22 protein-coding genes and 1 pseudogene are annotated in these 25,762 nt (G+C 64.9%); 11 read left to right on the top strand and 12 right to left on the bottom strand.

The window, feature by feature from the left end; translation table 11 throughout:
• Window positions 1–211 precede the first annotated feature (211 nt).
• Genes H618_RS0119610 through H618_RS21960 form a run of 3 tightly spaced genes read right to left on the bottom strand, consistent with a single transcriptional unit; the run spans window position 212 to window position 3,372 of the window.
• Window positions 212–1,039: a M23 family metallopeptidase gene (locus tag H618_RS0119610; RefSeq protein WP_028696683.1), complete on the bottom strand. Its 828-nt coding sequence runs from the start codon at window positions 1,037–1,039 to the stop codon at window positions 212–214.
• Between the two features lie 3 nt (window positions 1,040–1,042).
• Window positions 1,043–2,422, bottom strand: a complete 1,380-nt coding sequence (gene xseA / locus H618_RS0119615) for an exodeoxyribonuclease VII large subunit (protein ID WP_033727812.1) — start codon at window positions 2,420–2,422, stop codon at window positions 1,043–1,045.
• Between the two features lie 8 nt (window positions 2,423–2,430).
• Entirely contained in the window at window positions 2,431–3,372 is a 942-nt protein-coding gene (locus H618_RS21960; protein WP_081673824.1) for a LysR family transcriptional regulator, read from the bottom strand.
• A gap of 97 nt (window positions 3,373–3,469) precedes the next feature.
• Here H618_RS21960 and H618_RS0119625 point away from each other — a divergent pair, with 97 nt between their 5' ends.
• The 5 genes from H618_RS0119625 (at window position 3,470) to H618_RS0119645 (ending at window position 8,664) form a co-directional block, all read left to right on the top strand.
• Window positions 3,470–4,225, top strand: coding sequence for a sulfite exporter TauE/SafE family protein (locus H618_RS0119625; protein ID WP_028696685.1), 756 nt, complete (start codon window positions 3,470–3,472; stop codon window positions 4,223–4,225).
• Between the two features lie 48 nt (window positions 4,226–4,273).
• Window positions 4,274–4,825: a hypothetical protein gene (locus H618_RS0119630; protein WP_028696686.1), complete on the top strand. Its 552-nt coding sequence runs from the start codon at window positions 4,274–4,276 to the stop codon at window positions 4,823–4,825.
• A gap of 123 nt (window positions 4,826–4,948) precedes the next feature.
• Entirely contained in the window at window positions 4,949–6,418 is a 1,470-nt protein-coding gene (gene guaB / locus H618_RS0119635; RefSeq protein WP_028696687.1) for an IMP dehydrogenase, read from the top strand.
• Window positions 6,419–6,564: 146 nt separating this feature from the next.
• Window positions 6,565–8,142: a glutamine-hydrolyzing GMP synthase gene (guaA, locus tag H618_RS0119640; protein ID WP_028696688.1), complete on the top strand. Its 1,578-nt coding sequence runs from the start codon at window positions 6,565–6,567 to the stop codon at window positions 8,140–8,142.
• A 93-nt stretch (window positions 8,143–8,235) separates the two neighbouring features.
• Window positions 8,236–8,664: a hypothetical protein gene (locus tag H618_RS0119645; RefSeq protein ID WP_154660692.1), complete on the top strand. Its 429-nt coding sequence runs from the start codon at window positions 8,236–8,238 to the stop codon at window positions 8,662–8,664.
• Between the two features lie 74 nt (window positions 8,665–8,738).
• Here the strand turns inward: H618_RS0119645 and H618_RS0119650 are convergent, their stop codons facing one another.
• Window positions 8,739–9,272 carry a TetR/AcrR family transcriptional regulator gene (locus H618_RS0119650; protein ID WP_028696690.1) on the bottom strand — a complete coding sequence of 178 codons (534 nt, stop codon included), beginning with the start codon at window positions 9,270–9,272 and terminating at the stop codon, window positions 8,739–8,741.
• A gap of 140 nt (window positions 9,273–9,412) precedes the next feature.
• On the opposite strand from H618_RS0119650, the gene H618_RS0119655 reads away from it, so the two are divergent.
• The 6 genes and pseudogenes from H618_RS0119655 to H618_RS21970 all read left to right on the top strand — a co-directional run bounded on the left by H618_RS0119655 (window position 9,413) and on the right by H618_RS21970 (window position 14,925).
• On the top strand, window positions 9,413–10,879 hold the full coding sequence (locus tag H618_RS0119655) for an MFS transporter (RefSeq protein WP_081673833.1): 1,467 nt from the start codon (window positions 9,413–9,415) through the stop codon (window positions 10,877–10,879).
• 216 nt (window positions 10,880–11,095) lie between these two features.
• A pseudogene (gene ptaA, locus H618_RS21965) lies at window positions 11,096–12,184 on the top strand (pyoverdine biosynthesis transaminase PtaA).
• Between the two features lie 226 nt (window positions 12,185–12,410).
• Window positions 12,411–12,845, top strand: a complete 435-nt coding sequence (locus H618_RS0119665) for a hypothetical protein (protein ID WP_028696692.1) — start codon at window positions 12,411–12,413, stop codon at window positions 12,843–12,845.
• A 37-nt stretch (window positions 12,846–12,882) separates the two neighbouring features.
• Entirely contained in the window at window positions 12,883–13,530 is a 648-nt protein-coding gene (locus H618_RS0119670; protein ID WP_028696693.1) for a hypothetical protein, read from the top strand.
• Window positions 13,508–14,182 carry a hypothetical protein gene (locus H618_RS0119675; RefSeq protein WP_154660693.1) on the top strand — a complete coding sequence of 225 codons (675 nt, stop codon included), beginning with the start codon at window positions 13,508–13,510 and terminating at the stop codon, window positions 14,180–14,182. The genes H618_RS0119670 and H618_RS0119675 overlap by 23 nt, the downstream gene beginning before the upstream one ends.
• Window positions 14,183–14,424: 242 nt before the next feature.
• Window positions 14,425–14,925 (top strand): YkgB family protein, encoded by a 501-nt coding sequence (locus tag H618_RS21970; RefSeq protein ID WP_050577361.1) that lies wholly within the window; start codon window positions 14,425–14,427, stop codon window positions 14,923–14,925.
• A 46-nt stretch (window positions 14,926–14,971) separates the two neighbouring features.
• On the opposite strand, the gene H618_RS0119685 is transcribed toward H618_RS21970, so the two are convergent.
• The 8 genes from H618_RS0119685 to H618_RS0119720 all read right to left on the bottom strand — a co-directional run bounded on the left by H618_RS0119685 (window position 14,972) and on the right by H618_RS0119720 (window position 25,674).
• Window positions 14,972–17,476: a TonB-dependent siderophore receptor gene (locus H618_RS0119685; RefSeq protein ID WP_050577362.1), complete on the bottom strand. Its 2,505-nt coding sequence runs from the start codon at window positions 17,474–17,476 to the stop codon at window positions 14,972–14,974.
• 89 nt (window positions 17,477–17,565) lie between these two features.
• Window positions 17,566–18,537 carry a FecR family protein gene (locus tag H618_RS0119690; protein ID WP_245586797.1) on the bottom strand — a complete coding sequence of 324 codons (972 nt, stop codon included), beginning with the start codon at window positions 18,535–18,537 and terminating at the stop codon, window positions 17,566–17,568.
• Window positions 18,538–18,584: 47 nt separating this feature from the next.
• Complete coding sequence (locus tag H618_RS0119695; RefSeq protein WP_028696697.1) at window positions 18,585–19,103, bottom strand: sigma-70 family RNA polymerase sigma factor; 519 nt, start codon at window positions 19,101–19,103, stop codon at window positions 18,585–18,587.
• 117 nt (window positions 19,104–19,220) lie between these two features.
• Window positions 19,221–20,699, bottom strand: coding sequence for a 4-hydroxyphenylacetate 3-hydroxylase family protein (locus H618_RS0119700; protein WP_050577363.1), 1,479 nt, complete (start codon window positions 20,697–20,699; stop codon window positions 19,221–19,223).
• Window positions 20,696–21,946, bottom strand: a complete 1,251-nt coding sequence (locus tag H618_RS21975) for an acyl-CoA dehydrogenase family protein (protein WP_050577364.1) — start codon at window positions 21,944–21,946, stop codon at window positions 20,696–20,698. Before H618_RS21975 ends, H618_RS0119700 begins: the two co-directional genes overlap by 4 nt.
• Before the next feature lie 26 nt (window positions 21,947–21,972).
• Window positions 21,973–23,370 (bottom strand): tryptophanase, encoded by a 1,398-nt coding sequence (locus H618_RS0119710; RefSeq protein WP_028696699.1) that lies wholly within the window; start codon window positions 23,368–23,370, stop codon window positions 21,973–21,975.
• 48 nt (window positions 23,371–23,418) lie between these two features.
• A complete protein-coding gene (locus H618_RS0119715; RefSeq protein ID WP_050577365.1) occupies window positions 23,419–24,108 on the bottom strand; it encodes a DUF6875 domain-containing protein in 690 nt (229 codons plus the stop codon).
• A gap of 42 nt (window positions 24,109–24,150) precedes the next feature.
• Entirely contained in the window at window positions 24,151–25,674 is a 1,524-nt protein-coding gene (locus tag H618_RS0119720; protein ID WP_028696701.1) for an MFS transporter, read from the bottom strand.
• Between the last annotated feature and the right edge of the window lie 88 nt (window positions 25,675–25,762).

A 25,762-nucleotide genomic window follows, 5' to 3' on the forward strand; every position in this document is an offset into this window, starting at 1 on the left:
AACCAGCGCTGCGGGGGTTGGCAAGCATTGCGGAAAAATTGAGAGGAATGCTTAAAAAGTTTCTTTACACGCTTTCGGCTGGCGCGAAATTCCCGATATTTCATATTTTCTTGCTGGATAATTTTCACAAGCGCAAGGCGCCGCCTGTAGGAGCGGCTCCAGCCGCGAAGGCCCGCAAAGCGGGCCCTTTACCGTCTGAGGCCCTGAACGCTCAAGGCTGAAACGCCCCAATGAAGATCGCCGGATCGACCCGCGCATCGTTCAGGCTGACGTTCCAGTGCATGTGCGGGCCTGTCGCCCGCCCAGTGGAGCCCACACGACCGACGACCTCACCGCGGCGCAGCGTCTGGCCGTTTTGCACATCGATCTTCGACATGTGGCAGAACATGCTGATGAAGCCCTGGCCGTGATCGACGAACACCGTGCGGCCATTGAAGAAGTAGTCGCCGATCAGAATCACCTTGCCGTTGGCCGGGGTCTTGATCGGTGTTCCGGCCGGCACGGCGAAGTCCAGGCCAGCGTGGGGGTTGCGCTCTTCACCGTTGAAGAAGCGGCGCACGCCGAACTTGCTCGACAGCGGGCCGTTGACCGGTTTGTCGAGAATCAGGTTGCTCGGCAGGGTCGGGCTGAAACTGCGGTAGGCCTTGATCTGCTCGGCCAGTTCGCGGTCGATGCGCTTGAGGTCGGCCGGGTTCGGATTGACCTGACGCTGGTTCTTCAGTGTGATGCGCTGTTCGGGGTACTTCTTGCTGCCCACGTTGAAAGGCAACTGGCGCGTGCCTTGGGTGAGGGTCGCGGTGCCCGGTTTCTGCGTCAGCGGAATGCCGACGATGGCCAGCCAGTTGTCCTGTTCCTTGACCACCAGCACCGGTTTGCCGTCGAAGCGGGCGCTGGGGGCGTTGGCGCCAGGGCCGAGGTCGACCACCGCCACGCCGCCGGGCACGGGCTTGTTCAGCGCGCGGGTGATGTAGCTGGCCTGGGCCAGCGGCGCCAGCAGGATCAGGCAAAGGGCGAACAGCGGGGCGAGCGAGCGGGGCATGTGTCAATCCAGTAGAGAAAGGGTGACCGGGGTCTGGAAGTTGTCTTCGACGCGCACTTTCAGCTCGCCTTCGCCAAGGCGCGCGGTCAGCGCCTGGCCGTTGCGGGTCTGCGCGGCGCTGCGCACGGCGTGGCCGTGTTCATCGAGCAGAATGCTGTAGCCGCGGGCCAGGGTGGCCAGCGGGCTGACCACCTGCAAGGTCTGCAACTGCGCCTGGAAGCGCTGGCGGCGGTCCTTGAGCAGCTCGCGCATGGCCCGTGGCAGGCGTTCTGCCAGCGTGTCGAGGCGCTGGCTGAGCAGCGTCAGCGCGCGCCCCGGATGCTGCGCCGCCAGGCGCATGTCCAGGCGGCTCAGGCGCTCATGGCGGCGCTGCAGGTCTTGGGCGAAGGCGCGGCGCAGGCGCATGTCGAGGTCATCGAGACGTTGCGCCTGCTGGCGCAGGCGCTCGCCCGGGTGGCGCAGGCGGCGGGTCAGGCCCTCGACGCGCAGGTGCTCGTGGGCCAGGCGGTTGCGCATGCGCAGCACCAGGCGCCGTTGCAAGGTTTCCAGGCGCTGGCGCAAGCCGCTGCTGTCGGGCGCCAGCAGCTCGGCGGCGGCTGAAGGGGTAGGGGCGCGCACGTCGGCGACGAAGTCGCTGATCGACACGTCGGTTTCATGGCCTACCGCGCTGACGATGGGCGTGACGCAGGCGGCCACGGCGCGCGCCACGGCCTCTTCGTTGAAGCACCAGAGGTCTTCCAGCGAGCCGCCACCGCGGGCCAGGATCAGCGCATCGAAACCCTGGCGGTCGGCCAGTTGCAGGGCGCGAACGATCTGCGCCACCGCTTCGCGGCCCTGCACCGCGGTGGGGATCAGGTTCAGCTCGACCTGCGGCGCGCGCCGGCCGAACACGCTGATGATGTCGCGAATCACCGCGCCGGTCGGCGAGCTGATGATGCCGATGCGTTGCGGATGGGCGGGCAACGGACGTTTGCGCTCGGTGCTGAACAGGCCTTCGGCGCTGAGCTTTTCCTTCAGCGCCTCGAAGGCCAGGCGCAGCGCGCCGTCACCGGCCGGCTCCAGGGCGTCGACGATCAGTTGATAGTCGCCACGCCCCTCGAACAGCGACACCCGACCGCGCACCCGCACCGCCAGTCCGTCGCGCAGGGCCTGGCGCACGCGCGCGGCGTTCTGCCGGAACAGCGCGCAGCGAATCTGCGCGCCGCTGTCCTTGAGGGTGAAATACAGGTGGCCGGAAGCCGGGCGGGCGAGGTTGGACAGCTCGCCTTCCACCCAGACACTACGGAACACATCTTCCAGCAGCACCCGGGCGCGGCCGTTGAGCTGGCTGACGGTGAGGACTTCGCGGTCCAGACCGAGGCGGTCGAAGGGGTCTTTGATCATGGGCGGCATCATGGCAGCTGCGTGCCGTGGCCTTCAAGCGGCTCAGGGCAATCATCGCTCGTGCTGAAGGCCTTCCCGGCCAGCGCCTGCAGCAATTGCTGCAGCATCGGTTCGGGCTGCCGGCGACAGGCCAGCGCTACCGTGCTGTGGCAGGGCTCACGCAGCGCTACAAAGCGCACCGAGGGCGCTGCGATGTCGGCCATGCACGCCGGCAGCAGGGCCACACCGAAGCCGGCCTGGATCAGTTGCAGTTGGGTGGTCTTGCGCGACACCACCTGCGCCGCCTGGGGGAAGAACCCGGCCTCCATGCACAGTCCGGCTGCCAGGTAGCTGAGGCCACCGCGTTGGCGGTGGGGAATGGAGACGAAACGCTCGTCGCGCAGATCCTCGAGGCTGACCGCGCCTGCCATGGCCAGTGGATGACTGTCCGCCACGGCGAGCAGCAGGGGTTCGCTGAACAACGGCAGCAGTTGCACGTCCTGATGCTGACGCAATACCGGCAAGCGCAGCAGGCCGAGATCCAGCCGCCCCTCGGCAATATCGCCCAGTTGTGCTTCGGAGGACTGCTGGGCGATGTCCAGGCTGATGCCTGGGTTGTCGCGCACGTAGCGGCCAAGCCGCTGCAGCAACGCCCCGGTCAGCGGTACGGTGCTGGAGTGGCTGATGCGCAGGCTGCCACGCAAGCCCTGGCCGACCTGCTGCGCGAGTTGCTCGGCCTTGTGCAGGTCGGCCAGCAACGGCCGAGCGCGCTCGAGAAAGGCGAGGCCGGCGGGCGTCAGCCGAGGCTGGCGCGCCGTGCGCTCGAACAGTGCCGTACCCAAGTGCTGCTCGAGGTCGCGAATCTGCCGGCTCAGCGCGGATTGCGCGATATACAACCGCTCGGCCGCAGCGGTGAATCCACCGCAATCGGCGATCTCGACGAAATAGCGCAGTTGGCGAATGGATGTCATGTCATGCCGTATCCAGATGGGTGCCTGATGAATTGCATATTAGTCGGCATGGCTCCGCACTGGCTACGCTACAGCCGTCCCCTGCGGAGCCTTTTGCATGATCGCTTTATCCACGTTCTCTCTGCTCGACTGGCTGCCCATTGCGCTCGCCGTCGGCGCTGCCTATATCGTCTTCGGCATTGCAGGCTTCGGTACCGCGCTGGTGGCCGGGCCGGTGCTGATTCATTTCATGCCGCTGTCGCGGGTCATTCCGTTGCTGGTATTGCTGGATTTCGTCGCCGCGCTGGGCAACCTGCTGCCCTCGCGGCGTGATGTGGTGCGCGCCGAGCTGCTGCGCCTGCTGCCGTTCATGGCGTTGGGCTGCACGCTGGGGGTGGTGTTTCTGCTGCAACTGAAATCCGAGCTATTGCTGTTGCTGATGGGCGTGTTCGTCACCGCCTACGGCATTTACGGGCTGGCGGTGAAAGCCCGGCCGACCCGCTTGTCAGGACTGTGGGCAGCGCCCATGGGCACGGTCGGTGGACTGTTCGGGGCGATGTTCGGCAGCGGCGGCTTCCTGTATGCGATGTACTTGAGCGCGCGCCTGGAGGTGAAAGAGCAGGTGCGCGCGACGCAGAGCGCGTTGATCAGTTGCAGCACCGTGGTGCGCCTGGCGCTGTTCGTGCTGGCCGGGGTGTACGCTGACCTCAGCCTGCTTCTGCTCGCCGCGTGCCTGCTGCCGGTAATGTTCGCAGGTCTCTGGCTGGGTCGTCGGCTGACCCGACGTTTGTCCCGTGAGGCCTTCGTGCGCGTGGTCACCTGGCTGGTGCTGTGCAGCGGCGTGGCGCTGATCGTGCGCTACCTGAGCGCCTGAGCAGGCTGTAGACTTGCCGCCTCACCGCAGTCCGCAGGCCCGTCGCACATGAATCACCAGCGCATTCTCGTCCCCCGTCAATCCACCGTGCTTGCCCATGAAGCGCGATCGCGGGCCATCATCCGCTGGCTGGTGCGCGAAAAGGTCATCGACGAAACCCTGAGCACCTGTGGCAGCACCGGCAACCGCATGGGCCATGCCCTGGCGCCCGGCGCGCGAAAAATTGCCCTGCGCCCCGAGCGCCTGCCGTTCGAGCGACAGGCCAACGGCCTGGAAGTGGTGCTCAATCGCTGCATCTATACGCCCACCGAGGGCTTTCTCGAAGAAGCCGGTTGCCCGGAGTGCCGGCGTGAAGTGGGCGAGCCGCTGTTCGACAGCCTGGAAGAGTGGATGCCAGGGCTGACCGACAACTTCATGTGCCCACTGTGCGGGCATGAAGACGACATCAACGGCTTTCTGTTCCTGCAACCCTGCGCGTTCTCCAACTTGGGCTTCATCTTCAACAACTGGGGCGAGGCCGGTTTCACCCCGGCGTTCCTCGAGCAGTTCGCCGACTGGCTGGACCAGCCGCTGGCAGTGGTGCAGGTGACCCGCGACTGAAGCTGCGTGCGTGCTGCTGGCGGGGGTTGCCGCTGGTAACACGTCGTGCAAATTGCGTTGAGCCGCGGGGGGTGCATGAGTATAATGGCGCGCTTCCATTTTTCCCGCCCGGGAGCCCCCGCGATGCTGCGTATCAGCCAAGAAGCCCTGACGTTCGACGATATCCTCCTTGTACCCGGTTATTCCGAGGTGCTGCCCAATGAGGTCAGTCTCAAGACCCGTTTGACTCGTGGCATCGAGCTGAACATCCCTCTGGTTTCCGCCGCCATGGACACCGTCACCGAAGCCCGCCTGGCCATCGCCATGGCGCAGGAAGGTGGCATCGGTATCGTCCACAAGAACATGACCATCGAGCAGCAGGCCAGCGAGGTCCGCAAGGTCAAGAAGTTCGAGGCTGGCGTGGTCAAGGACCCAATCACCATCGAAGCCGACGCCACCGTACGTGACCTGTTCGAACTGACCCGGATGAACAACATCTCCGGCGTTCCAGTACTCGAGAACGGTGACCTGGTCGGCATCGTCACCTCCCGTGACGTGCGTTTCGAAACCCGTCTGGAAGCCCGCGTACGCGACGTGATGACGCCTAAAGAGCGTCTGGTCACCGTGCGTGAAGGCGCCGACAAGAACGAAGTCCGCGAGTTGCTGCACAAGCACCGCCTGGAAAAAGTCCTGATCGTCGACGACGCCTTCAGCCTCAAGGGCATGATGACCGTCAAGGACATCGAGAAAGCCAAGGCCTACCCCCTGGCGAGCAAGGACGACCAAGGTCGCCTGCGCGTCGGTGCTGCGGTCGGCACCGGCAAGGACACCGGTGAGCGCGTCGCCGCGCTGGTTGCCGCCGGCGTTGACGTCGTCGTGGTCGACACTGCCCACGGCCACTCCAAGGGCGTGATCGAGCGCGTGCGCTGGGTCAAGGAAACCTACCCGCAGGTGCAGGTGATCGGCGGCAACATCGCCACCGGCGCTGCAGCCAAGGCCCTGGCTGAAGCCGGCGCCGACGCCGTCAAGGTCGGCATCGGCCCAGGCTCGATCTGCACCACCCGTATCGTCGCAGGCGTCGGCGTGCCGCAGATCAGCGCCATCGCCAATGTCGCCGCAGCCCTCGAAGGCACTGGCGTGCCGCTGATCGCCGACGGCGGCATCCGCTTCTCCGGTGACCTGTCCAAGGCCATCGTCGCGGGCGCCTCGTGCGTGATGATGGGTTCGATGTTCGCCGGCACCGAAGAAGCGCCGGGTGAAGTCGAGCTGTTCCAGGGCCGCTCGTACAAGGCATACCGCGGCATGGGCTCGCTGGGCGCCATGGCCCAGGCTCAAGGCTCGTCCGACCGTTACTTCCAGGATTCCTCGGCCGGCGCCGAGAAGCTGGTTCCCGAAGGCATCGAAGGCCGCGTTCCTTACAAAGGCGCACTGGCCGCGATCATTCACCAGCTGATGGGCGGCCTGCGGTCTTCCATGGGCTACACCGGCAGCGCCACCATCGAGCAGATGCGTACCGTGCCGGAGTTCGTGCGCATCACCGGTGCCGGCATGGCCGAGTCCCACGTGCATGACGTGCAGATCACCAAGGAAGCCCCGAACTACCGCGTCGGTTGAGGGCTTTGAGCGGCAAGTTGCGAGCGCCAGGCGGAATGCTGGGCTCTGCGCAACTTGCCGCTTTCAGCTTCACACCTGTCGCTCGCGTCCCCCGATCAACTTGCAGCTTGCAGCTTCAAGCTAGCAGCTGAATCAGAGATTCCCCGATGGCCCTCGATATCCACGCCCACCGTATCCTGATCCTCGACTTCGGTTCCCAGTACACCCAACTGATCGCCCGCCGCGTGCGCGAGATCGGCGTGTACTGCGAGCTGCACCCGTTCGACATGGACGACGAGGCGATCCGCGCCTTCAACCCACGCGGCATCATCCTCGCCGGCGGCCCTGAGTCGGTGCACGAAGCCAACAGCCCACGCGCACCGCAGGCGGTGTTCGACCTCGACGTACCGCTGCTGGGCATTTGCTACGGCATGCAGACCATGGCCGAACAGATGGGCGGCAAGGTCGCCGGTTCCGAACTGCGCGAATTCGGCTACGCCCGGGTCGACGTGGTTGGCAAGAGCCGCCTGCTCGATGGCATCGAAGACCACATCGACGCCGACGGCGTGCTGGGCCTGGACGTGTGGATGAGCCACGGCGACAAGGTCACGCAGATGCCAGCCGGCTTCAACGTCCTGGCCAGCACCCCGAGCTGCCCGATCGCCGGCATGTTCGACGACGCCCGCGGCTACTATGGCGTGCAGTTCCACCCGGAAGTGACCCACACCAAGCAGGGCGGTCGCATCCTCTCGCGCTTCATCCAGGACATCTGCGGCTGCGAAGCGCTGTGGACGCCATCCAACATCGTCGAAGACGCCATCGCTCAGGTGCGTGAGCAGGTCGGTTCGGCCAACGTTCTTCTCGGGCTGTCGGGCGGTGTCGATTCTTCGGTTGTCGCCGCGCTGCTGCACCGCGCCATCGGCGACCAGCTGACCTGCGTGTTCGTCGACAACGGCCTGCTGCGCCTGCACGAGGGCGACCAGGTGATGGCCATGTTCAAAGAGAACATGGGCGTCAAGGTCATCCGCGCCGACGCCGAAGCGCAGTTCCTCGACAACCTGGCCGGCGAAGCCGACCCGGAGAAGAAGCGCAAGATCATCGGTCGCACCTTCATCGACATCTTCGATGCAGAAGCCAGCAAGCTGGACAACATCCAGTTCCTCGCCCAGGGCACCATCTACCCCGACGTGATCGAGTCGGCCGGCGCCAAGAGCGGCAAGGCCCACGTGATCAAATCGCACCACAACGTCGGCGGCCTGCCGGAAGAGATGAACCTCAAGCTGGTCGAGCCGCTGCGCGAGCTGTTCAAGGACGAAGTGCGCAAGATCGGCCTGGAACTGGGCCTGCCCTACGACATGGTCTACCGCCACCCATTCCCCGGCCCGGGCCTGGGCGTGCGTATCCTCGGTGAAGTGAAGAAGGAGTACGCCGACATCCTGCGCCGCGCCGACCACATCTTCATCGAAGAACTGCGCAAAGCCGACTGGTACCACAAGACCAGCCAGGCCTTCGTGGTGTTCCAGCCGGTGAAATCGGTCGGCGTCGTCGGCGACGGCCGCCGCTACGCCTGGGTCGTCGCCCTGCGCGCCGTGGAAACCATCGACTTCATGACCGCCCGCTGGGCCCACCTGCCGTACGAACTGCTGGAAACCGTCAGCGGCCGCATCATCAACGAGATCGAAGGCATCTCGCGCGTGACCTACGACGTCTCGAGCAAGCCGCCGGCGACGATTGAGTGGGAATGATCCCGCGTCCGGCACAGCCCGGTACGATCTAGCAAAAAATGCCCTGAAGCCCGCGTAATTGCGGGCTTTTGGCTTTCTGGAGGTTGGTGAACATTGCAGAATTCCAAAGTAATCAAATGGATGTTTTGGCCGCTGCTGGTCATCTGCCTCGTACAGACGCTATGGATCTTTTTGTCGTGGTCGTGGCGACCTGATCCAAACATGGTCCTTTCGGCGACGCCGGTAGGTGAGGGTGGGGCCATCTATGAGGTGCTGTACGACTCGGGCGGGGCGACGGGCGCTTACGTGTATCGCTACTTCGTCATGGAGCGACAGCCGAGTGAAGAGGCGTTGTTCGAGAAAACCAGGAAGGCCAAACCGTTTCTGGTGACGAAGATGCCTGGGGCGGTACGTGAGGTCGTTGGCACGTCGGTTAAACTGCGCACGCGTGACACCATCTATGACTTCCACAATGTGGCCAGTTTCAAAGTCGGTGAGCAACTGACCATCGTGACGTTCGATCTGGATGCGACAGGTCCGTAGTTCGCTGATTTAAGGTACTTCGCAGGTCGATCACGGTAGAGGCGACGCCCCTGTGGGGGGCCGCCGACGTCGATCTACACCAACCGCCCCAACACCGCCTCCACATCATCGAGAAACCCCGTCCAGTCGCCATCCTCGTCGATGCCGTTGATGCGCAGCAAAAACAGCCCTTCGACGGCGAGGAACGCCACTCGGGCGGCGCTTGCGTGCGGTGAGTCGCCGGCCAGGCGTTGGAAGATGCCGCGGTACCAGTCGCGGGTCTCGCGCAGATGCTCGGGGTTCTCCAGGTAGCTGACCATCAACCCTGCAGTCTTGGCATCCATGGCCTGCTGTGAGGTACGGGTGGCGGCGATGTAGCTGCGAATGAAGGCCACTGGGTCGTCCGTGGCGGCATCGTCGAGCATCGCGTCGAAGCGGCGGGTCCAGCGTTCGATCAGGCTGCGCAGCAGCTCGTCGCGGCTGGGGAAGGTGTATTGCACGCCGCCCTTGGAGATGCCAGCGGCCTTTGCCAGGGCGCCGATGGTCAGCGCGGCGCCGCCTTGTTCGCGCACCAGTGCTTCGGCCACATCCAGCAGCCCGTCGCGGGTGATGGTTGGTTTTCTGCCCACTGTCTTTCTCACTTGACCTGCGTTGCTGAGCGTCATTACGATACGACCGTATTTATATTCCCGTTGCCGCTCGAATCTTAGGTGAGATCGTGTCCCCACGCCAACCCGACCCCAAGCGCTGGCTGATCCTGCTGGCCGTCATGCTGGCGTTCCTGCCGGTGGTGCTCGACATGACCATCCTGCATGTCGCCATTCCTACCTTGACCCAGGCGTTGGCCGCGTCCAACAGCCAAGTGCTGTGGATCATCGACATCTATCCGCTGCTGATGGCCGGTCTGCTGGTGCCTATGGGCACCTTGGCCGACCGCATCGGCAACCGGCGCATTCTGCTGATCGGTCTGGTGATCTTCGGTCTGGCCTCGGCCCTGGCTGCGTTCGCGACCTCCGCGCAGATGCTGATCGGCGCGCGCGTGCTGCTGGCACTGGGCGGCTCGATGATCATGCCGTGCGTGCTGGGGCTGATCCGCCGCACCTTCGAAGACAGCAAGGAGCGGGGCCTGGCGCTGGGCCTGTGGGGCACGGTAGGGGCGGCCGGTGCGGCGATCGGGCCGTTGGCCGGGGGTGCGTTGCTGGAGCATTTCTGGTGGGGCTCGGTGTTTCTGATCAATGTGCCGGTGATGCTGGTGGTGGTCCCGGCCTGCTGGCTGCTGTTACCGCGTCAGGAGCAGACCACGCCCGGGCACTGGGCGATCGGCCAGGCGCTGTTGCTGGTCGCCGGCATGATCGCGGTGGTGTATGCGATCAAGGCGGGGTTCGCCGGCAAGCAACCGCTGCTGGTGGCCTTGCTGACCTTGGCCTTGGGTGTGGCCATGCTGGCGCTGTTCGTCCGCAAGCAGTTGCGTTCAGCGGTACCGATGCTGGATTTGTCATTGTTCGCCCATCCAGCCATCGTCGCCGGCATCATCATGGCCGTGGTCGCCAGTGGCGCACTGGCCGGGGTCGAGCTGACCTTGGCGCAGGAGCTGCAGTACGTGTTGGATAGAACCCCGCTGCAGGCCGGTGTGTTCATGATTCCGATCATGGTGGCGGCGGCAGTGGGCGGCCCGATCGCCGGTTGGCTTTCCGCACGTTACGGGCTGCGCCTGGTGGCCAGCGCGTCGTTGCTCACGGCGGCGCTCTCGCTGGGCTGGCTTGGCGTGGAAGACTTCGATGCGCCCGGCATCTTGGTGCCGGTGCTGCTGGCGCTGCTGGGGCTGTCGTTGAGCATTGGCCTCACGGCCTCTTCGATCGCCATCATGGGCGCGGTGGAGGCCAGCAAGGGCGGTGCTGCCGGTTCGCTGGAGGCGACCGGGTACGAACTGGGCACTGGCCTTGGGATCACGTTTTTCGGGGTGTTCATGTCGGTCATCTATGGACGCCACCTCACCCCGGTCGACGGGCTGTCCAGCGAACTGGCAGACCAGGCCAGCGTGTCGATGGGTGATACCTACCTGGTGGCGCAGCAGCTTGCCGGCGAGCAGGCTGCGGCGCTGATCACTGCCGGCAAGGCGGCGTTTTCCACCACCCATACCGTGCTGCTGCTGACCACAGCCGGTTTGATGGCGGGCCTGGCGGTTCTGGTGTTTTTCCTGCTGGCTGGGGCGCGCAAGGAGGCGGGTACGCACTAGTACCTTTCTCGCTGTTGGGTGGGCGCCATGCAATTGTGGTTTGAGCATTGGTCAATGACTGTGAGAGCAGCGTGTAGTCATGGGTGCGCTGTGAAGATTGAACGATTCAGCCCGGACAACGCTCTCCGCGCCTGACCAGGGGTGGCTCTGTGCCACCCTAAACGCCTGCGTCAGGGATGCGTCCTCCAGTGAACCTACTTCAGGAGACGCAGAATCATGGAAGGTCTATCTCGTCGTCGTCTTGTCGGCCTGAGCGCGGCGCTGCCGCTGCTCGGCCAAGTGAGCTGGGCGGCGCCGGCAGCCGCTGCTGCGGCCCCAGGCCCAGCGCCGGTGCGCTTGAATTACAACGAAAGCCCGTTCGGCCCCAGCGCTGCGGCGTAGGCGGCCATGCATCAGGGTGTGGCCGGGTGCGGGCGCTATCCCTACCCATTGCAGTACCAATTGATCGAGGTGTTCGCGCGCCAGCAGGGGGTGGACGAGGATCAGGTGCAGGTGTTCTGCGGCTCCAAACTGGCGTTGCAGAATGCCGTGCATGCCTTCACCGGGCCGCGCAGCCTGGTGGTGCCCGAGCCGTCCTATGAAACCCCGGCGCAGACCGCCGAGGCGCGCGGTGCGAAGGTGCACAGCGTGCCGCTGAATGCGCAGCAGGCGCACGATGTCGAGGCCATGCTGGCTGTCGACCCCAAGCCTGGGCTGATCTACCTGTGCAACCCTAACAACCCCACCGGTAGCGTGACCCCCGCGGCCGACATCGAGCGCCTGCTGCGCAAGGCGCCGGCCGACAGCGTGGTGGTGGTCGATGAGGCGTACATCCATTTCAGCGATGTGCCCAGTTGCATTCCCCTGGTGAAAACCCACGCCAATCTGTTGGTGCTGCGCACCTTCTCGAAGCTGTACGGCATGGCCGGCGCCCGGGTCGGTCTGGCCGTCGGCCAGCCGCCCTTGCTGGAAGCGCTGGAGAAGTTCGATGGCTACAACGTGGCGGCTGAGCCGAGTTTGCGTGGCGCGCTGGCAAGTCTTGAAGACGCGAGCCTGGTGGCGCGGCGCAAGCAGGATAACCAGCAACTGCGTGACGCCACGGTGGCGCGGCTGAGTCGCGCCGGCTGGCGCTGCACGGCGTCCCAGGCCAACTGCTTCATGGTCGATGTGCGCCGCCCCGCCGAGGCGATCGTCGCGGCGCTCAAAGAGCAGCAGGTGCTGGTCGGGCGGGTGTGGCCGAGCTGGCCGACGTGGATTCGCGTCAGTGTGGGCGACGAGGCGCAAATGCGCCGCTTCGAAGACGCGTTTTTCCGCGTGCTCGTCTAAGCGGTGATCTGCACTGCGTGACGCCAGCGACGAGAGCGATTTGTTAACCCCGGCACATCCGCCGCTCAGGCTGTTGTGATTGACGCTGCGATTGTTGTGCGCAGCGCCCACAGCGGTTGTCAGTCGCAGGCGGGTTGACTTCAATGTCCGCCTTCCTCCAACGCCAGGGGCCCGGTTCGCCGGCGCAACGGCCTTGGGTTCCGTGTCTTTATCAGGATCGAAACCGATGCTTGTTTATCGTAAATGGGCGGCCGTGCTGGTCGCAGCGCTGACCTTGTGGATGGGCCTGGCCCACGCCGAAGAACGCCCGCCAGTGGCAGAAAAAGTAGTGGCCTATCAGGGCGAGCAGGGGGTCAAGGTGTGGACCCTGCGCATCGGCGAGCGCAGCGCCAACGAGGCCCTGGTGCAGATCGAAGGCATCGACCACGACTGGAACATGCGCATCCAGAAGATGCACGTCGAGAAGACCAGCAAGGACACCCGCTACTCCACCACCGTCGACGGGAAGAAGTTCGTGGTGCTGATCGTCCAGGGCATGTGGGGCGGCGAGCTGAACCTGCCGGGTGAGGCGCAGGCGATCTCCGTGGGTTACTCCGAAGGCCTGTCGAGCGAAGGCAATGCCCAGGCGTTCCTCACCGATTATCTCGATGCGCAGAAGTGATTCGCGCGCGCCGTTTTTCCTGACCCGGACCTGACGCATGGCCTACACCGAACACACGACACGCCCGTCCGAGGGCGACCACGACCCGGCACGCGCCCTGCAACGCGAGCGGATGATCAGCGAGCTTAGGCAAACCATCGAGCGCGTGCCGGAGCAGAGCGAATTCACCAACACCAAGGTCTACAAGATCTGGGGGCCGGTTGCTGTCGTAGGGCTGCTGGGGCTGCTGGCGCTCAGCATCAGCCTGGGCAAGCTCGGCATGATCGCCGCCAGTGCCTTCCTGCTGCTGGGGGCGCTGTGGATCAGCTGGGAGCACCGCAACGCAGGTCAGCCCTTCATGCGCCTGACCCGGCGGCAGCTGTTCGTCGATACCCTCGACCAACCACTGGAGCTGGCCGACGTCGAGGACATCGACGTGCAGAAGGAAGCCATGGCCATGCTGGCGCAGACCCTGACCCTGGTCGAGACGGCGACCCTGCCCACGCACCGCGTGCTGCACATGCGCCCGTTCGCGAGCCAGGCCGAGGTCAGCAAGGACCCGGCGCCGCAGGTGCGCATCGTGTCGGCCGGCCTTGCCTGCGCAGGGCGCACACTGGGCCGCGAGGAAGTCATCGCGCTGCTCTGCGCCTACCGCGATGCGGCCCAGGCCCAGCGCACCCTGGATGGGCTGCTCAGCCGTGTATGAGGTGATCGGCGAAGACGAGCTGGCCTGGCTGCAAGCGTCTGCCGAAGGCCCGAGCGAGACCTTCGACATCATCGAGTCGTCGCTCGGCAAGGCCGTCGCCTGCGCCGTGGTGGCGCTGCTGGCGCTGGCGGCGGGCGGCTTTCTCGCCCTGACTGCCAGCCGCATTGCCGAGCACCTGTCCGGTGGCCTGTCGCTAGTGCTCTGGGGCCTGGCCCTGGCACTGCTGGTGGCCGGCTTGGCCGGGCTGTCGCTGGCCGAAGCGCTGCGCCGTCGGCATGGCGCGCGGGTGTTGACCGTGAGCCGCGACACCCTGCGCTTTGCCGACGACATTGAGCTTCCCTGGGAAACCTTCGACAGCTACGAGGCCGATCAGCGTCTGCTGAGCACCTCGTTGCTGTTCGCCATCGCTGCCTACGCGCAGATGCCATCGCTGCCGAACGTAGGCCTGGCGTCGCTGGCCGCGCCCCACGTGCAGCCGGTGCCCGGAGGTTTGCGCATCAAGATCTGGATGTGCACGCCTAAAGTAAATGGCCGGACACTGGACTATCAGGCGCTGGCCAATCTGCTTTTCCCCTACCTCGAAGGCGCCCAGGCGCGTCGGACATTAAGCCGGCTGTACCCAGAGGTGGAAAATATCGGCGGTATGCGCTGAAACTTTCTGACAGTGTTCGTGAGTGTTATCGCAAGTTTTAAAGATAACGCCTATGACCTCTGGTAATTACATCTAAATATGAAATGAAGCGCGACGAGATAGCTGCCAACTTCGCGGCTGTTTTCGTCATATACCGTAAAGTCTCAGCGATTCATTTAGCCATTGGCCCGAGTTACTGTACGACGCCCGGAAGTTGCCAGCGCGGCTTTCCTGGTCCGTCCATATCTATTCAGGGCACCTCCATGCATGCGTCTTATCTGGCTCGACTGCTTCGCTATCCCATTGAAGTCGAATTGTTGCGCTGGGCGCTGATCGTGATCTTCGTGCTGTTCGGCTATGCCAAATGGTTCGATTACGAGGCTAATGCGCTGATCCCGCTGGTCAGTAATAGCCCGTTGCTGTCATGGCTATACCCGACGCTGGGCATCCACGGCGCCAGCTACCTGCTGGGCGCAGTGGAATGGACCTTGGCGCTGCTGTTGCTGGCGGGCATCTGCGCGCCTTCGCTGACCTTGCTGGCAGCGGCAGGCTCGAGCCTGACTTTTCTGCTGACCAGCAGCCTGATACTTACCACCCCAGGCTGCTGGGACGCATCGGTCGGCGGCTTTCCGGCACTGGGCAGCACCGCCGGGTTTCTGATCAAGGACATCGTATTGCTGGCCGGTTCTCTGCTGCTGCTCAGGCATGCCGCGCGACAACTGCGAACGAGTGAATGCGACGGTCGATGCCAGCGCTACGGGTAGAGGCGAGCTGCCATGGGCAGTGCCTCATGCGCCCACGGGCACTGCTTCAGAACGTACCGCGCAGGGTCAACATGAAGTTGCGCGGCGCCCCGTACCAGTTGCCGTAACTGCTGGACTCGACCGTCTGGTAATAGGTTTTGTCGAACAGGTTGTTGAGGTTGCCCGCGGCGGTCCAGTGTTCGTCGATACGGTATTCGAGCAACGAGTTCCACACCGCGTAACCGGACTGGGTGAAGTTGTATTCGTCCTTCGCCGGGCTCAAGGTGCCGTCGCCCAGGCGGCGCTGTACCGATCCTGAAACGTAGTTCGAACTCTGCACCGTGGCGCCCAGACCGACCTTCCAGCGCTCAAGCCCGGCAGGCAACTGGTAGGTGGTGAAGAACTTGAACAGGTGCTTGGGCGTTTGCGTGCTCAGCGGCTTGCCATTGCTGGCGCCATCTGCCGCCTTGGTCTGTTCGTTGATGTTGAAGGTGTAGCCTGCGAACAACTGCCAGCCGGGCAACACTTCACCCGACACTTCAGCATCGATGCCCTTGCTGACGATCTCGCCATCGGCCACGTAGCAGCAGTTGTTCTGGCTGTTCGGGGCGGTCGCGATGAACATCCTGATCGCCTCGTTCTGGCGCTTGACGTAGTACAACGCCGACGACACGTTCAGCCGTCCGCCGAGCAGCTCACCCTTGCCGCCGAGCTCGTAGGTATCGCCGGTGATGGCCTTGAGCGGGGCGAAGGTGCGATCGATATATTCGGTCTGTGGTTTGTAGATCTGCGCGTAGCTGGTATAGACCGACCACGCATCATCGAGCTCGTACACCAACCCGCCGTAAGGGGTGACGATGCCGCTTTCCTTGCCGCCACGCACGGTGTCGCCGAACGTGGGAACCATTACCCGGTTGAAACCGTTGAAATCGGTGTAGCGGGCCCCGGCGATCAGCTTCAGCGGATCGCTCAACTGCGCCTTGAGCGTGGCGTAGGCGCCGCTCTTGCGGGTGATCCAGGTCGGTGTCTCGTAATACAGGGGCGGTTTGGCCGGCTCGGGCATCGAGCCGATGCTGCCATCGAAGGGGTCGATGGGGACGGCTAAGCCGAAATCACTGTGGTCGGCGTAGGTGCGGTGACTTTCCGTGTAGTCGACACCCAGCAACAGCTCGTGGCTGCGGCCAAAGGCGTCGATGCGGCCGATCAGGTTGCCGTCGAGCAGGTCCTGGTCGTTGCTGTAGTCACGAATGAAGCGCTGATAGGTGCCGCCCGCAGCCACCGTAGGGTCGATGGGGCCTTCGATCTGTCCCTGGTTCTGGGTGGTCTGGTACTTGCTCTTGGTGTAGCTGGTGTTGAATTCCCAGGCGTCGCTCAATTGCTGGCGCAGCTTGAGGAAGCCTTCCTTGCGCGTGTAGTTGTTGGTCGACCAGTCAGCTGCCAGCGATGTGCTGCGCGACAGCTTCAGCGGATCGCCGGTGGTGTAGCGCGGGAAGCCTTCATCCCAGTAGCCGTCCATATCACGCCATTCATAGGTGCCGCCCACGGTGACCAAAGTATCGGGGCTCAGGTCGGCTTCCAGGGTGCCGAACACCACGTGCTTTTCACTGTCGGCGCGGTCGTAGAAGTAGTTTTTGTCTTCATAGGCGACTGCCGCTCGGCCACGCAGCTTGCCGTCGAAGCCCAAGGGGCCGGTGACATCCACTTCCTGGCGGTAGTTGTTCCAGCTCCCCGCCGAGCTCTGCACGATGACCTGGTTGTGGTCCAGGGCGCGCTTGCGCACCAGGTTGATGGTGCCGGCCGGCTCGCCGGTGCCGCCAGAGAGTCCATCGGAGCCGCGCAGCACCTCGACGTGATCGTAAGGAGTCATGTCCGGCAGGGTGTCGTAGCTCTGCTGGCGCAGCGCCGCGGCACCGCCATCGGTCTGGATGTTGGTCAGTGCGAAGCCACGTGCAAGGATGCTGGTGTTGACGTCGTTGCCGCCGGTGGTGCTGATGCCGGTGGTCTGCTCGAGCACCTGGTTCAGGCTGGTCAGGCCTTGATCGTTCATGCGTTGGCGGGTGATGGCCGACACCGACTGGGGAATCTCGCGCAGCGTCTGCTCACCTTTGCCGCCAACCTGTGCACTGCCCAGCGCATAACTGCCAGTGCCCTCGGTGACGTTGCCCAGCACCGCGGCATTGACCAGGGTGGTGCTCAGCTCCAGGGTGCCTGCTTGCGTGTTGCTGGGTTCGAGCACCAGGGTGTGTTCATCGAGCTTGCGCCAGCTGTAGCCACTGCCTTCGAGCAATTGGTTGAGCGCCTGAGCCAGCGAGTAGCTGCCATCGAGCGCCGGGCTGCGGCGTGCCGAGACGTCGCCCGAATTGAAGATGATGCGCACGTTGGCGGCGTCGGCCAGTTGCGTCAGGGCGCGATCGAGCGGCTGCGCCGCCAGGTGCAGGCTGACCGTACCGGCAGCGGATGCGGCCAGAACCGAGATCGGCGTCAGCACTGCGCCGGTTCCGAGTGCCAAGGCCAGGGCCAGTGTCAGGGTATGACCGTGCCGCAGCACGAAGGGAGTGGAAGTAGCCTGCATGTGAGGTATCCGTCATGGAATGTGGGCGTGCGATATGGGAATCATTCGCGCTCACTGGCCACGACGTTTATCGATGGCAAACCTTGCAGTCAGCTCTCGGATTTATTTTTCTCATCGAACAAGACCACGGTCAGCCACGGCAGCCTGACGATTTTCACCGGCTGCGTGCGGCTCAGTACATCGAGCATGGCGGGCAGGTCGTCGAGGTCGAAGACGCCACTGACCGGGTTGTTCGGCAGTCGCCCGCTGACCACCAGCGCGCCGGGCAGGTAGCGTTCGGTCACCTCGAACACCTCGGCCAGGGTCGTGCGGTTGAAGATCAACTTGCCGCGTTGCCAGGCCGCGCCGCTGCCGGGGTCGTACAGGTCGACCGACGAAGGCGCGCGGCCCTGCTGATACGACGCCTGCTGCGACTGTTCGAGGCGCACATGCCTGCCGCCGGAGCTGACCTGCACCACGCCCTCGGCCACGCCGACCTGCACCCGGTCGCGGTGCAGGTCGACGTCGAACCGCGTGCCCACTGCACGTACCTCGCCGTCTCCGGCCACCACCACGAACGGTCGCGCCGCATCCTTGCTGACCTGGAACAGCGCTTCACCCTTGAGCAAGGTGATCTCCCGGCGCTGCGCCGAATAGTCGATGTTCACTGCGCTGGCGCTGTTCAGCCAGACCTGGCTGCCATCGTCGAGGGTCAGCGTGCGGCGCTCACCGGTGGCCGTGGCCTGATCGGCGGTCAGCACCCTGGCTGGCCCGTGCAGGCCAACCACGGCCAGGGCGGCGACGCAGGCCGCCAGTGCCGCCCAGCGGCGCGCGCGCCGCGCTCGGCCAGGTGCAGGCGCCGCTTGCGCGGGCAGTTTCGGCGGCTGGGTATGGCCCAGGGTGTGCCATAGCTGCTCGACTTCATCAGCGGCCGCCGCATGCGCAGCGCTGCGCTGGCGCCATTGCTGGAAAGCCTGCCAGTCGGCCTCGCTGGCGTTGCCGGAGTTGAGCTGCACCCAGCGTTCCAGGGCCTGTTCGTCGAGCTCGGCGCGGGTGGGCTGTGGGTTCATCGGGTCAGGCATGGTCGGCACTCGGTGAACGGCAGGCTGCGGGCAGAGGGATGCGCATTCTAAAGCCCCTCGGACTGACGCAGCCAATCGCGGCAATGACGCATGGCTTGCATGATGTATTTGCCCACCATGCTCTCCGAGACGCCCAGGCGTTCGGCGATCTGGCCGTGGGTCAGGCCTTCCAGGCGATTGAGCAACAGCGCCAGCCGGGCGTTGCTCGGCAGCACCGCCAGGGATTTTTCCAGTTGCTGCACGGCTTCACGGTCGAGAAAACGTTTCTCCGGAGAGGCCAGGTAGTCGCACAGCTCGTCCGGTGTCGTATCCGAGCTGTGCAGGCCTGAGCGAAGGCGCTCCTGGCGCAGGCGATCCAGAGCCAGGTTGCCGGCGACCCTGAAGATGAATGCGCGCGGTTCGAGAATGTGCGAGGTATCGGCGAGCCTGGACAGGCGCAGGAAGGTTTCCTGCGCCACGTCGGCAGCATTTTCCACATTGCCCAGACGCCGGGCGAGGAAGGCCAGCAGATCAGCGTAATGCTCCTGGAAGGAAACCAGCAGATGATCGGCAGTGGAGGATGTCATGCGTGCAGGTCAAGCCAACGGGGCGCACGACTCTATAACAAATGAAAACTATTATCATCCCCGCCGGCGAACTGTCCTGCACGCCGTGTCCGTTGAAGCGTCTAGCCAGCGACCCGGCTACTGAAACTCGGCTGTCTCGGCCAAGGCCGAACAGGCCAGGGCCTTGGCGCCTTCCCAGTCGTACTCACTGTGCACCCGCGACAGCGCAACGAAGTGCGGGCCCGAGTAAAACATCTCGTACTGCAGGTGACGCGAGCCGAACTCCGAACCCATGGCATCCCAGGCCAGCTTCATCACCTGCACCCGTTCCAATGGCGAGGCAACGCTCGAGTACTGGGTCTGTTCCATCAGTGCGCGGGCTTGCGGGTTGGCCAGGTCGTCGATGCTGGAGGGCAGCATGATCACGCCACCGCCAGCCAGCTTGCGCAGGGTTTCGATGAATTTCGGATACACCGACTGCGCCACCGCCTGACACATGTACAGGTGCTTTTTATCGGGCACCACGTAGTCGCCTTGGGTGACCGGGCAATGAATCAGGCTTTTGAACAGGCCTTCGATCATCAGCGTGTTGCAGGCCATTTCGCCAAGCATCTCGCGCACGGCGGGGACATCGCTGACCCCGGTGATTTCCGTCATGCGCTGGGCGAGCCCTGTCAGGAAATGCAGCTTGGTGGTCAGGCGCGCCAGGCTTTGCGTGTCCATCAATACTTCGGCGGCGGTGCTGTGGAACTGGCGCCGACACATGCCGGTGTCGCCGTAGACGAACAGCCGCTCCCAGGGCACCAGCACATTGTCGAAGTAGATCAGCGCGTCGTTCTCATCGAAGCGGCTGCTCAGCGGATGGTCGAAGCGGTTGCTGCCCTCGGCGTACGACACCCGGGAAAGTATCTTGATGCCGGGGGTGTTCAGCGGCAGCGCGAAGGACAACGCGTAGCGCTCATCGACCCCCGGCTTGAGCGGGTTTTGCACACCGACCAGCACTTCATCGGCCAGCACCGCAGCGGTGCCGAGCATCTTTGCCCCTTTGACGATCACCCCCGCATCGGTTTCCTTGACCACGCCCAGGGTGTGGTAGAGGTTCTGTGCATGCTCGCCGGGGCTGCGCGAGCGGTCGCCCTGGGGATTGACGATGGTGTAGGTGAGGTACAGGTCGCGTTCGCGGGCGTAGGCAAAGTAGCTTTTCAGCGCGGCTGCGCGATCAGGGCAGTGCGCTTCGAACACCTCGATGTGGGTGAGCATGCCGCTCAGCGCCGCCGAGACATGATCCGGGCTGCGCCCCAGCCAACCCAGGCTCTGCCGCGCCCAGGCCAGGGACGCGTGCGCGCGCCCGAGCAGTTGCTCGTGGCGCTGCGGCAGTTCCCAGGCCTTGCTGACCCGGCGCTGCCCATCGAGAGCGAAGGTCATGTCCTCCAGGTGGCTGGCCTGGTAGTCGTACAGCCCGGCCACCGAGGCGACCGCGCCGGAAAAGGCCGGATGCTGACTGTGCCGGGTCAGGCACTGGCCATTGATGAACACCTGGCGGCCATCGTCGATGGCGCTGAGGTACTGTTGGCCGGTTCGCGCCTGCGCTGCGCCTGAACGAGGGGGTGTGCTCATAGTTCGAGAAACTCCAAGGGGATGCCCAGCTCGGCACGGCCGACGTAGGTGGCGAACGATTCCCACTGCGCGCCGACGTGACCGCGGTACATCGACACGTCGCTGAAATAGCGCAGCATGCGCGTGTCGCAACGGGCCTGGGAGGTGCCCGAGGTGCGGAACAGCAACTCGACCGCCTCGCAGGCCTGACGTCCGGCCTGTTGCAACGCGCCCCAGGCGCGCACGTTGAGCGCCACGCTGATCGGCTCGCGGGTCTCACACCAGCGCTGGGCCAGGCGCTGGTGCTGCTCGCAGGTGTGCAGCAGGGTGGCCTCGGCGGCATCGGTGAGGGCCAGGGCCTGGCCGAAGGCGCGCTGGTACTGCACGTCTTCGGCGCGCTTGCGCCGCGGGTCGAGGGGGTGCGGCAGCAGTTCGATCAGCTCGCGGTATTCATCGAGTGCCGCCCGCGCGGCGCCGATCACCGGTGCCAGCAGGTTGGCGTGGTAGGGCAGCATCAGGTAACCCAGGTACAGCGGGTTGCCGTGCAGGCGCGTGCCGGGGGTGCCGTCGCTGACGTCCTGGTTGGCGTAGAAGCCGGCGAACGGCACGGCGGCCCGTTCAGGGACGAACACATCGTCCAGGTGGATGCTGTTCGAGCCGCTGGCGCGCATGCCGAGAATCTCGCTGCCGCCCCAGTCGTTGAGGATGCAGAAGTCGGCGCGCGGCACCAGGCAGGCCAGCGGTTCGCCCGCCGTCCCGGCCTGCTCGTCGATGACCGTGACGATGGCGTGGGTGGAGTAGGTGACGCCGGTGCAGTAGGCGAAGGTGCCGCTGACCCGGTAGCCGCCCTCGACCCGCGTGCAACTGCCGCCGGGAAACGCCCGGTGCGGGGCGATGAAATGGCCATCGCTGCCAAATACCTCGTCCTGCACCGCCTGCGACCAGTGCGAGGCGAGGGTCAGGGCGTGGCCGGCGGCCAGGGTCAGGCTCCAGCCCAGTGCCGGGTGGCCCTGGGAAATCTCGATCATGACCCGGTAGAAATCGCCCAGGCTCATCTCGTGTCCGCCATAACGACGCGGTTGCAGCAATCGGTAGAAACCGTGCTCGCGGAACCAGTGGTGCATGGCCGGGCTGTAGGTGCCCTGCGAGTCGCTCACTTCCTGTTCGGCGCGCAGCTTGTGGCGTATGTCGCGCGCGAGCTCGAGATACTCTTCTACTGTCCGGTCGGCGACGGGCGCGGCCGTGACGTGGGTACTTGCTTGGCCCATGGAAATGATCCTGATGTCGGGGTGGGTCAAATTTCTTTGAAACGTGCGGTGAACTGGCGCAGGACCGCCGGCTCGTAGGTGAAGTCCAGTGGCCGCAGGCTGGCGGCGCGCTGCACCACCTCGATCAGCGAGTCGGCCACGTAGTCCATGTGGTTGTCGGTGTAGGTGCGCCGTGGAATGGTCAGGCGCATCAGCTCGAACAACGCCGGCTCCTGCTCGCCGGTTTGCGGGTGCCGGCCCATCATCAGCGAGCCGATTTCCGTGGCGCGCACGCCGCTTTCCAGATACAGCGCGTTGACCAGCATCTGTGCCGGGAAATGATGGCCGGGCACATCCGGGCGAATCTTGCCGGCATCGACGAACACCGCGTGCCCGCCCACCGGGGTCTGGATCGGCACGCCGGCCTTTTGCAGGCGCTCGGCGAGGTATTCGACCTGGGCGATACGGCTGGCCAGGTGATGCACGTCGCAGGCCTCGTCCAGGCCCACAGCCATGGCCTCGAGGTCGCGCCCGGCCAGGCCGCCGTAGGTGATGAACCCTTCCAGCGGCACGCAACGCAGTTGCGCGGCGCGCAGCAGCTCGCCGTCTTCGCGGAAACAGCACAGGCCGCCGATGTTGACCATCGCGTCCTTCTTCGCCGACATGGTGAAGATGTCGGCGCAGTCGAACATCTCGCGCACGATCGTGTGGATCGACTGCTCGCGGTAACGCGGGTCGCGCTGCTGGATGAAGTAGGCGTTTTCGGAGAAACGCGCCGCATCGATCACCACCGGAATGCCATGCCGGCGTGCCATGGAGGCGGCTTCACGCATGTTGTCCATCGCCACCGGCTGGCCGCCGACGCTGTTGCAGGTGATGGTGATGACCACCGCCGCCACCTGTTCGGCACCGAGCCGTTCGATGTCGCTGGCCAGGGCGGCGAGGTCGAAGTTGCCTTTCCAGTCGTCATGCCGGGCGGTGTCCAGGGCGGCCGGGCAGATCAGGTTGCTGACCATCGCGCCGGCGAGTTCCACGTGCGCCTTGGTGGTGTCGAAATGGTGGTTGGAGATGAACACCGGCGCCGTCGCCCCGCGTTGCCGGGCGCGCTCGACCAGGCAGGGGAACAGAATCTGCTCGGCGCCGCGGCCCTGGTGCACGGGAATGGTGTGGGCAAAGCCGAACAGGCGCTCGACAGTATCGCTGAGCTTGAAGAAGCTGCGGCTGCCGGCGTACGACTCATCGGCGGACATCATCGCGCTCCATTGCCGGTCGCTCATCGCGCCGGTGCCGCTGTCGGTCAGCAGATCGATGAAGACATCGTCGGCGCGCAGCAGGAACGGGTTCAGGCCGGCCTTGTGCAGGGCTTGCTGGCGGTATTCGGGGGTGGTGGTCCTGAGTGGCTCAACCATCTTGATGCGATACGGTTCAGGCATACGAACGGGCATTTACAGGGCCTCCGGGGCACTCGAAGCGAATAGGGGTGTGGCGTTGAATCAGCTGTTGACGATGCGCCGCAGCACTTGCCACTGCTCGTCGCTGAGGGTCAGCCGGTCTTGCTGGTGCAACACCGAATTGATGCCGACCTTGGCCCGTGAGCCATGGGCACGCAGGTAGGCTTCGACGAACTGCGGCTGGTCCGAGAGAAACGCGATATCCAGCTCGACCATTTCGCGCACCACGAGCAACGGCACTGGTGAGCGCAGCGGATTGAAGCTATCGCTGCGCAGGCCGGGCTTGGGGCAGTGCGAATAGAACTCGCCGAGCATCAGCCCGGCAGCGAGGAAGTCTGGCTTGAGCAGCGTGTGGTAGTGATTGACCTGGGCCGGGTCGTCGAGGCCATGCAGCACGGCGACGATGGTCTTGAACTGGCTGGCGTTGCCGTGCTGCGGCGCGTTGTCCTTGAAGCGCTCGATCAGGCTTAGCAGGTCGGCGCAGATATCGGCCTGCTCACGCTCGGCGAAGGCGATGTCCACCAGCCAGAAGGTTTCGCGCTTGATCGCAGCCGGTGTCCAGGGGCACACCGCGCCGCTGCGGCCAAGCTCGGGGTGCGGGTTGCACAGGTAGGTGTGCGACCACTGCGCGATCTGCGTCATCTGCGCCGAGCAATCAGCGCTGGCGCCCTGCAAGGCCTGGGCGATGGGGACAAGCGTGAGCTGCGCAGCAGAAGTGTTGTCACGTTCCATCATGACGTCCTCAAAGGGTCGATTGATCAGGCCGAGCGACTCTCAGCGCTCGGCACCAGGCGCGGCTCCTGCCGCGCAGGCAGCACCGGGTTCGGCCAGCGCCCAGCGGCTGACCAGCGCTGCCGCCAGGGTCAGGGCGCCAAGGCCATAGCTCAGGGTGGCGAAGGCTGCGCCGTACAGCTCGCCGAGGGCCTGCGCTGATACCTGTGCGGCATTGGCCTGGGCGGCGCTGAAGCTTCCGGTGGCCAGCTCCGCGGCCACCGTTGTAGCGCTGTCGGGGCCGAGCAGTGCGCTCAGCTGTCCCTGCAACAAGCTGTTGAGCAAGGCCAGGGCGGCGGCCACGCAGACCGCCTCGCCGCAGGCGCGCATGGTGGTGAAGATGCCCGTGGCCATGCCGGCGCGCTCCACCGACACCACCTTGATCGACAGGTCGTCCATCAGCCCCCAGGGAATCGCCGAGCCGATGCCGATCAGCGCCATGGGCAGGCACAGCGTAAGCCAGGCGGCGCCCACCGGCACTTGCGCTAGCCACAGCAGGCCGCCGGCGGCCAGCAGCAGCCCGGCGAAACACAGGTTGGCCGGGGCGATGTAGCGCGCCATCAGCGCCGAGAGGAACGGCACCACCAGCATCGGCAGCGACAGGCCGAGCATCAGCAGCCCGGCCTGGCCGGTGCCCAGGCCCTCGACGCCGACGAAGCGCAGCGGCAGCACAATCAGCAGCACGATGAAGCTCAGCGCGGTGGCAATCGGCAGCAATTGCACGCCAACGAAGCGTTTGCTGGCGAACAGCGACAGGTCGAGCATCGGCCGTGCCTGGCGCTGCTCGATACCGATGAACAGCGCCAGCATCAGCAGCGCCGCGCCCACCAGACTGAGCACCGTGAGGCTTCGCCAGCCGTGTGCCGGCACTTGCATGATGGCGAAGGTCAGCAGCACCAGCATGGCACTGAAGCTGAGCACCCCGGCCCAGTCCAGGTGGCGCGCGCCGGGGTCGCGGCTTTCGCGCATGCGCGGCGCCGCCAGCAGCCAGGCCAGGCCGCCGAAGGCCGCGCCGAGCAGGAAGATCGAGCGCCAGTTGAAGAACTCCACCAACGCCCCGGAAATCACCGGGCCGAAGGCCAGACCGAGGCCGAACGCGGTGCCCAGCAGACCGAAGGCGCGGGTACGCGCATGGCCTTCATATTCCTGGGCCAGGGTCGCCGAGCCGCCGGCCATGGTCAGCGCCGCGGCGATGCCTTGCAGGCCGCGAATCAGGTCGAGAAACACCACGTTGGGCGCGCAACTGACCACCACCGAGAGCACCGTGAAGCTGCCGATGCCCCAGCAGAACATGCGCTTGCGTCCATACAGGTCAGCCAGGGTGCCGGCGGCCATGATCGCGCTGCCGAAACTCAAGGCGAAGGCGTTGACCACCCAGGCCAGCGCCACCGGGCTGCCGCCCAGATCGTCGCCAATCGCCGCCAGGGCCATGGCCGGGCCGGTGTACTCCAGAGGCAGGATCAAACCGGCGGTGCATACCGCGAACAGGACCAAGGCCCGGCGCGTCGCGTCTTGCTGGGCTTGCATGGAAATCGCCTCCGTCCCTGAGCAGTAGACGGGGGATGGTATTTGAGGGATAAGTGCACTTGAAGGGGAGAATATTCAAAAGAGAATT

The sequence above is a fragment of the Pseudomonas cremoricolorata DSM 17059 = NBRC 16634 genome (assembly GCF_000425745.1).
GTDB classification, from domain to species: domain Bacteria; phylum Pseudomonadota; class Gammaproteobacteria; order Pseudomonadales; family Pseudomonadaceae; genus Aquipseudomonas; species Aquipseudomonas cremoricolorata.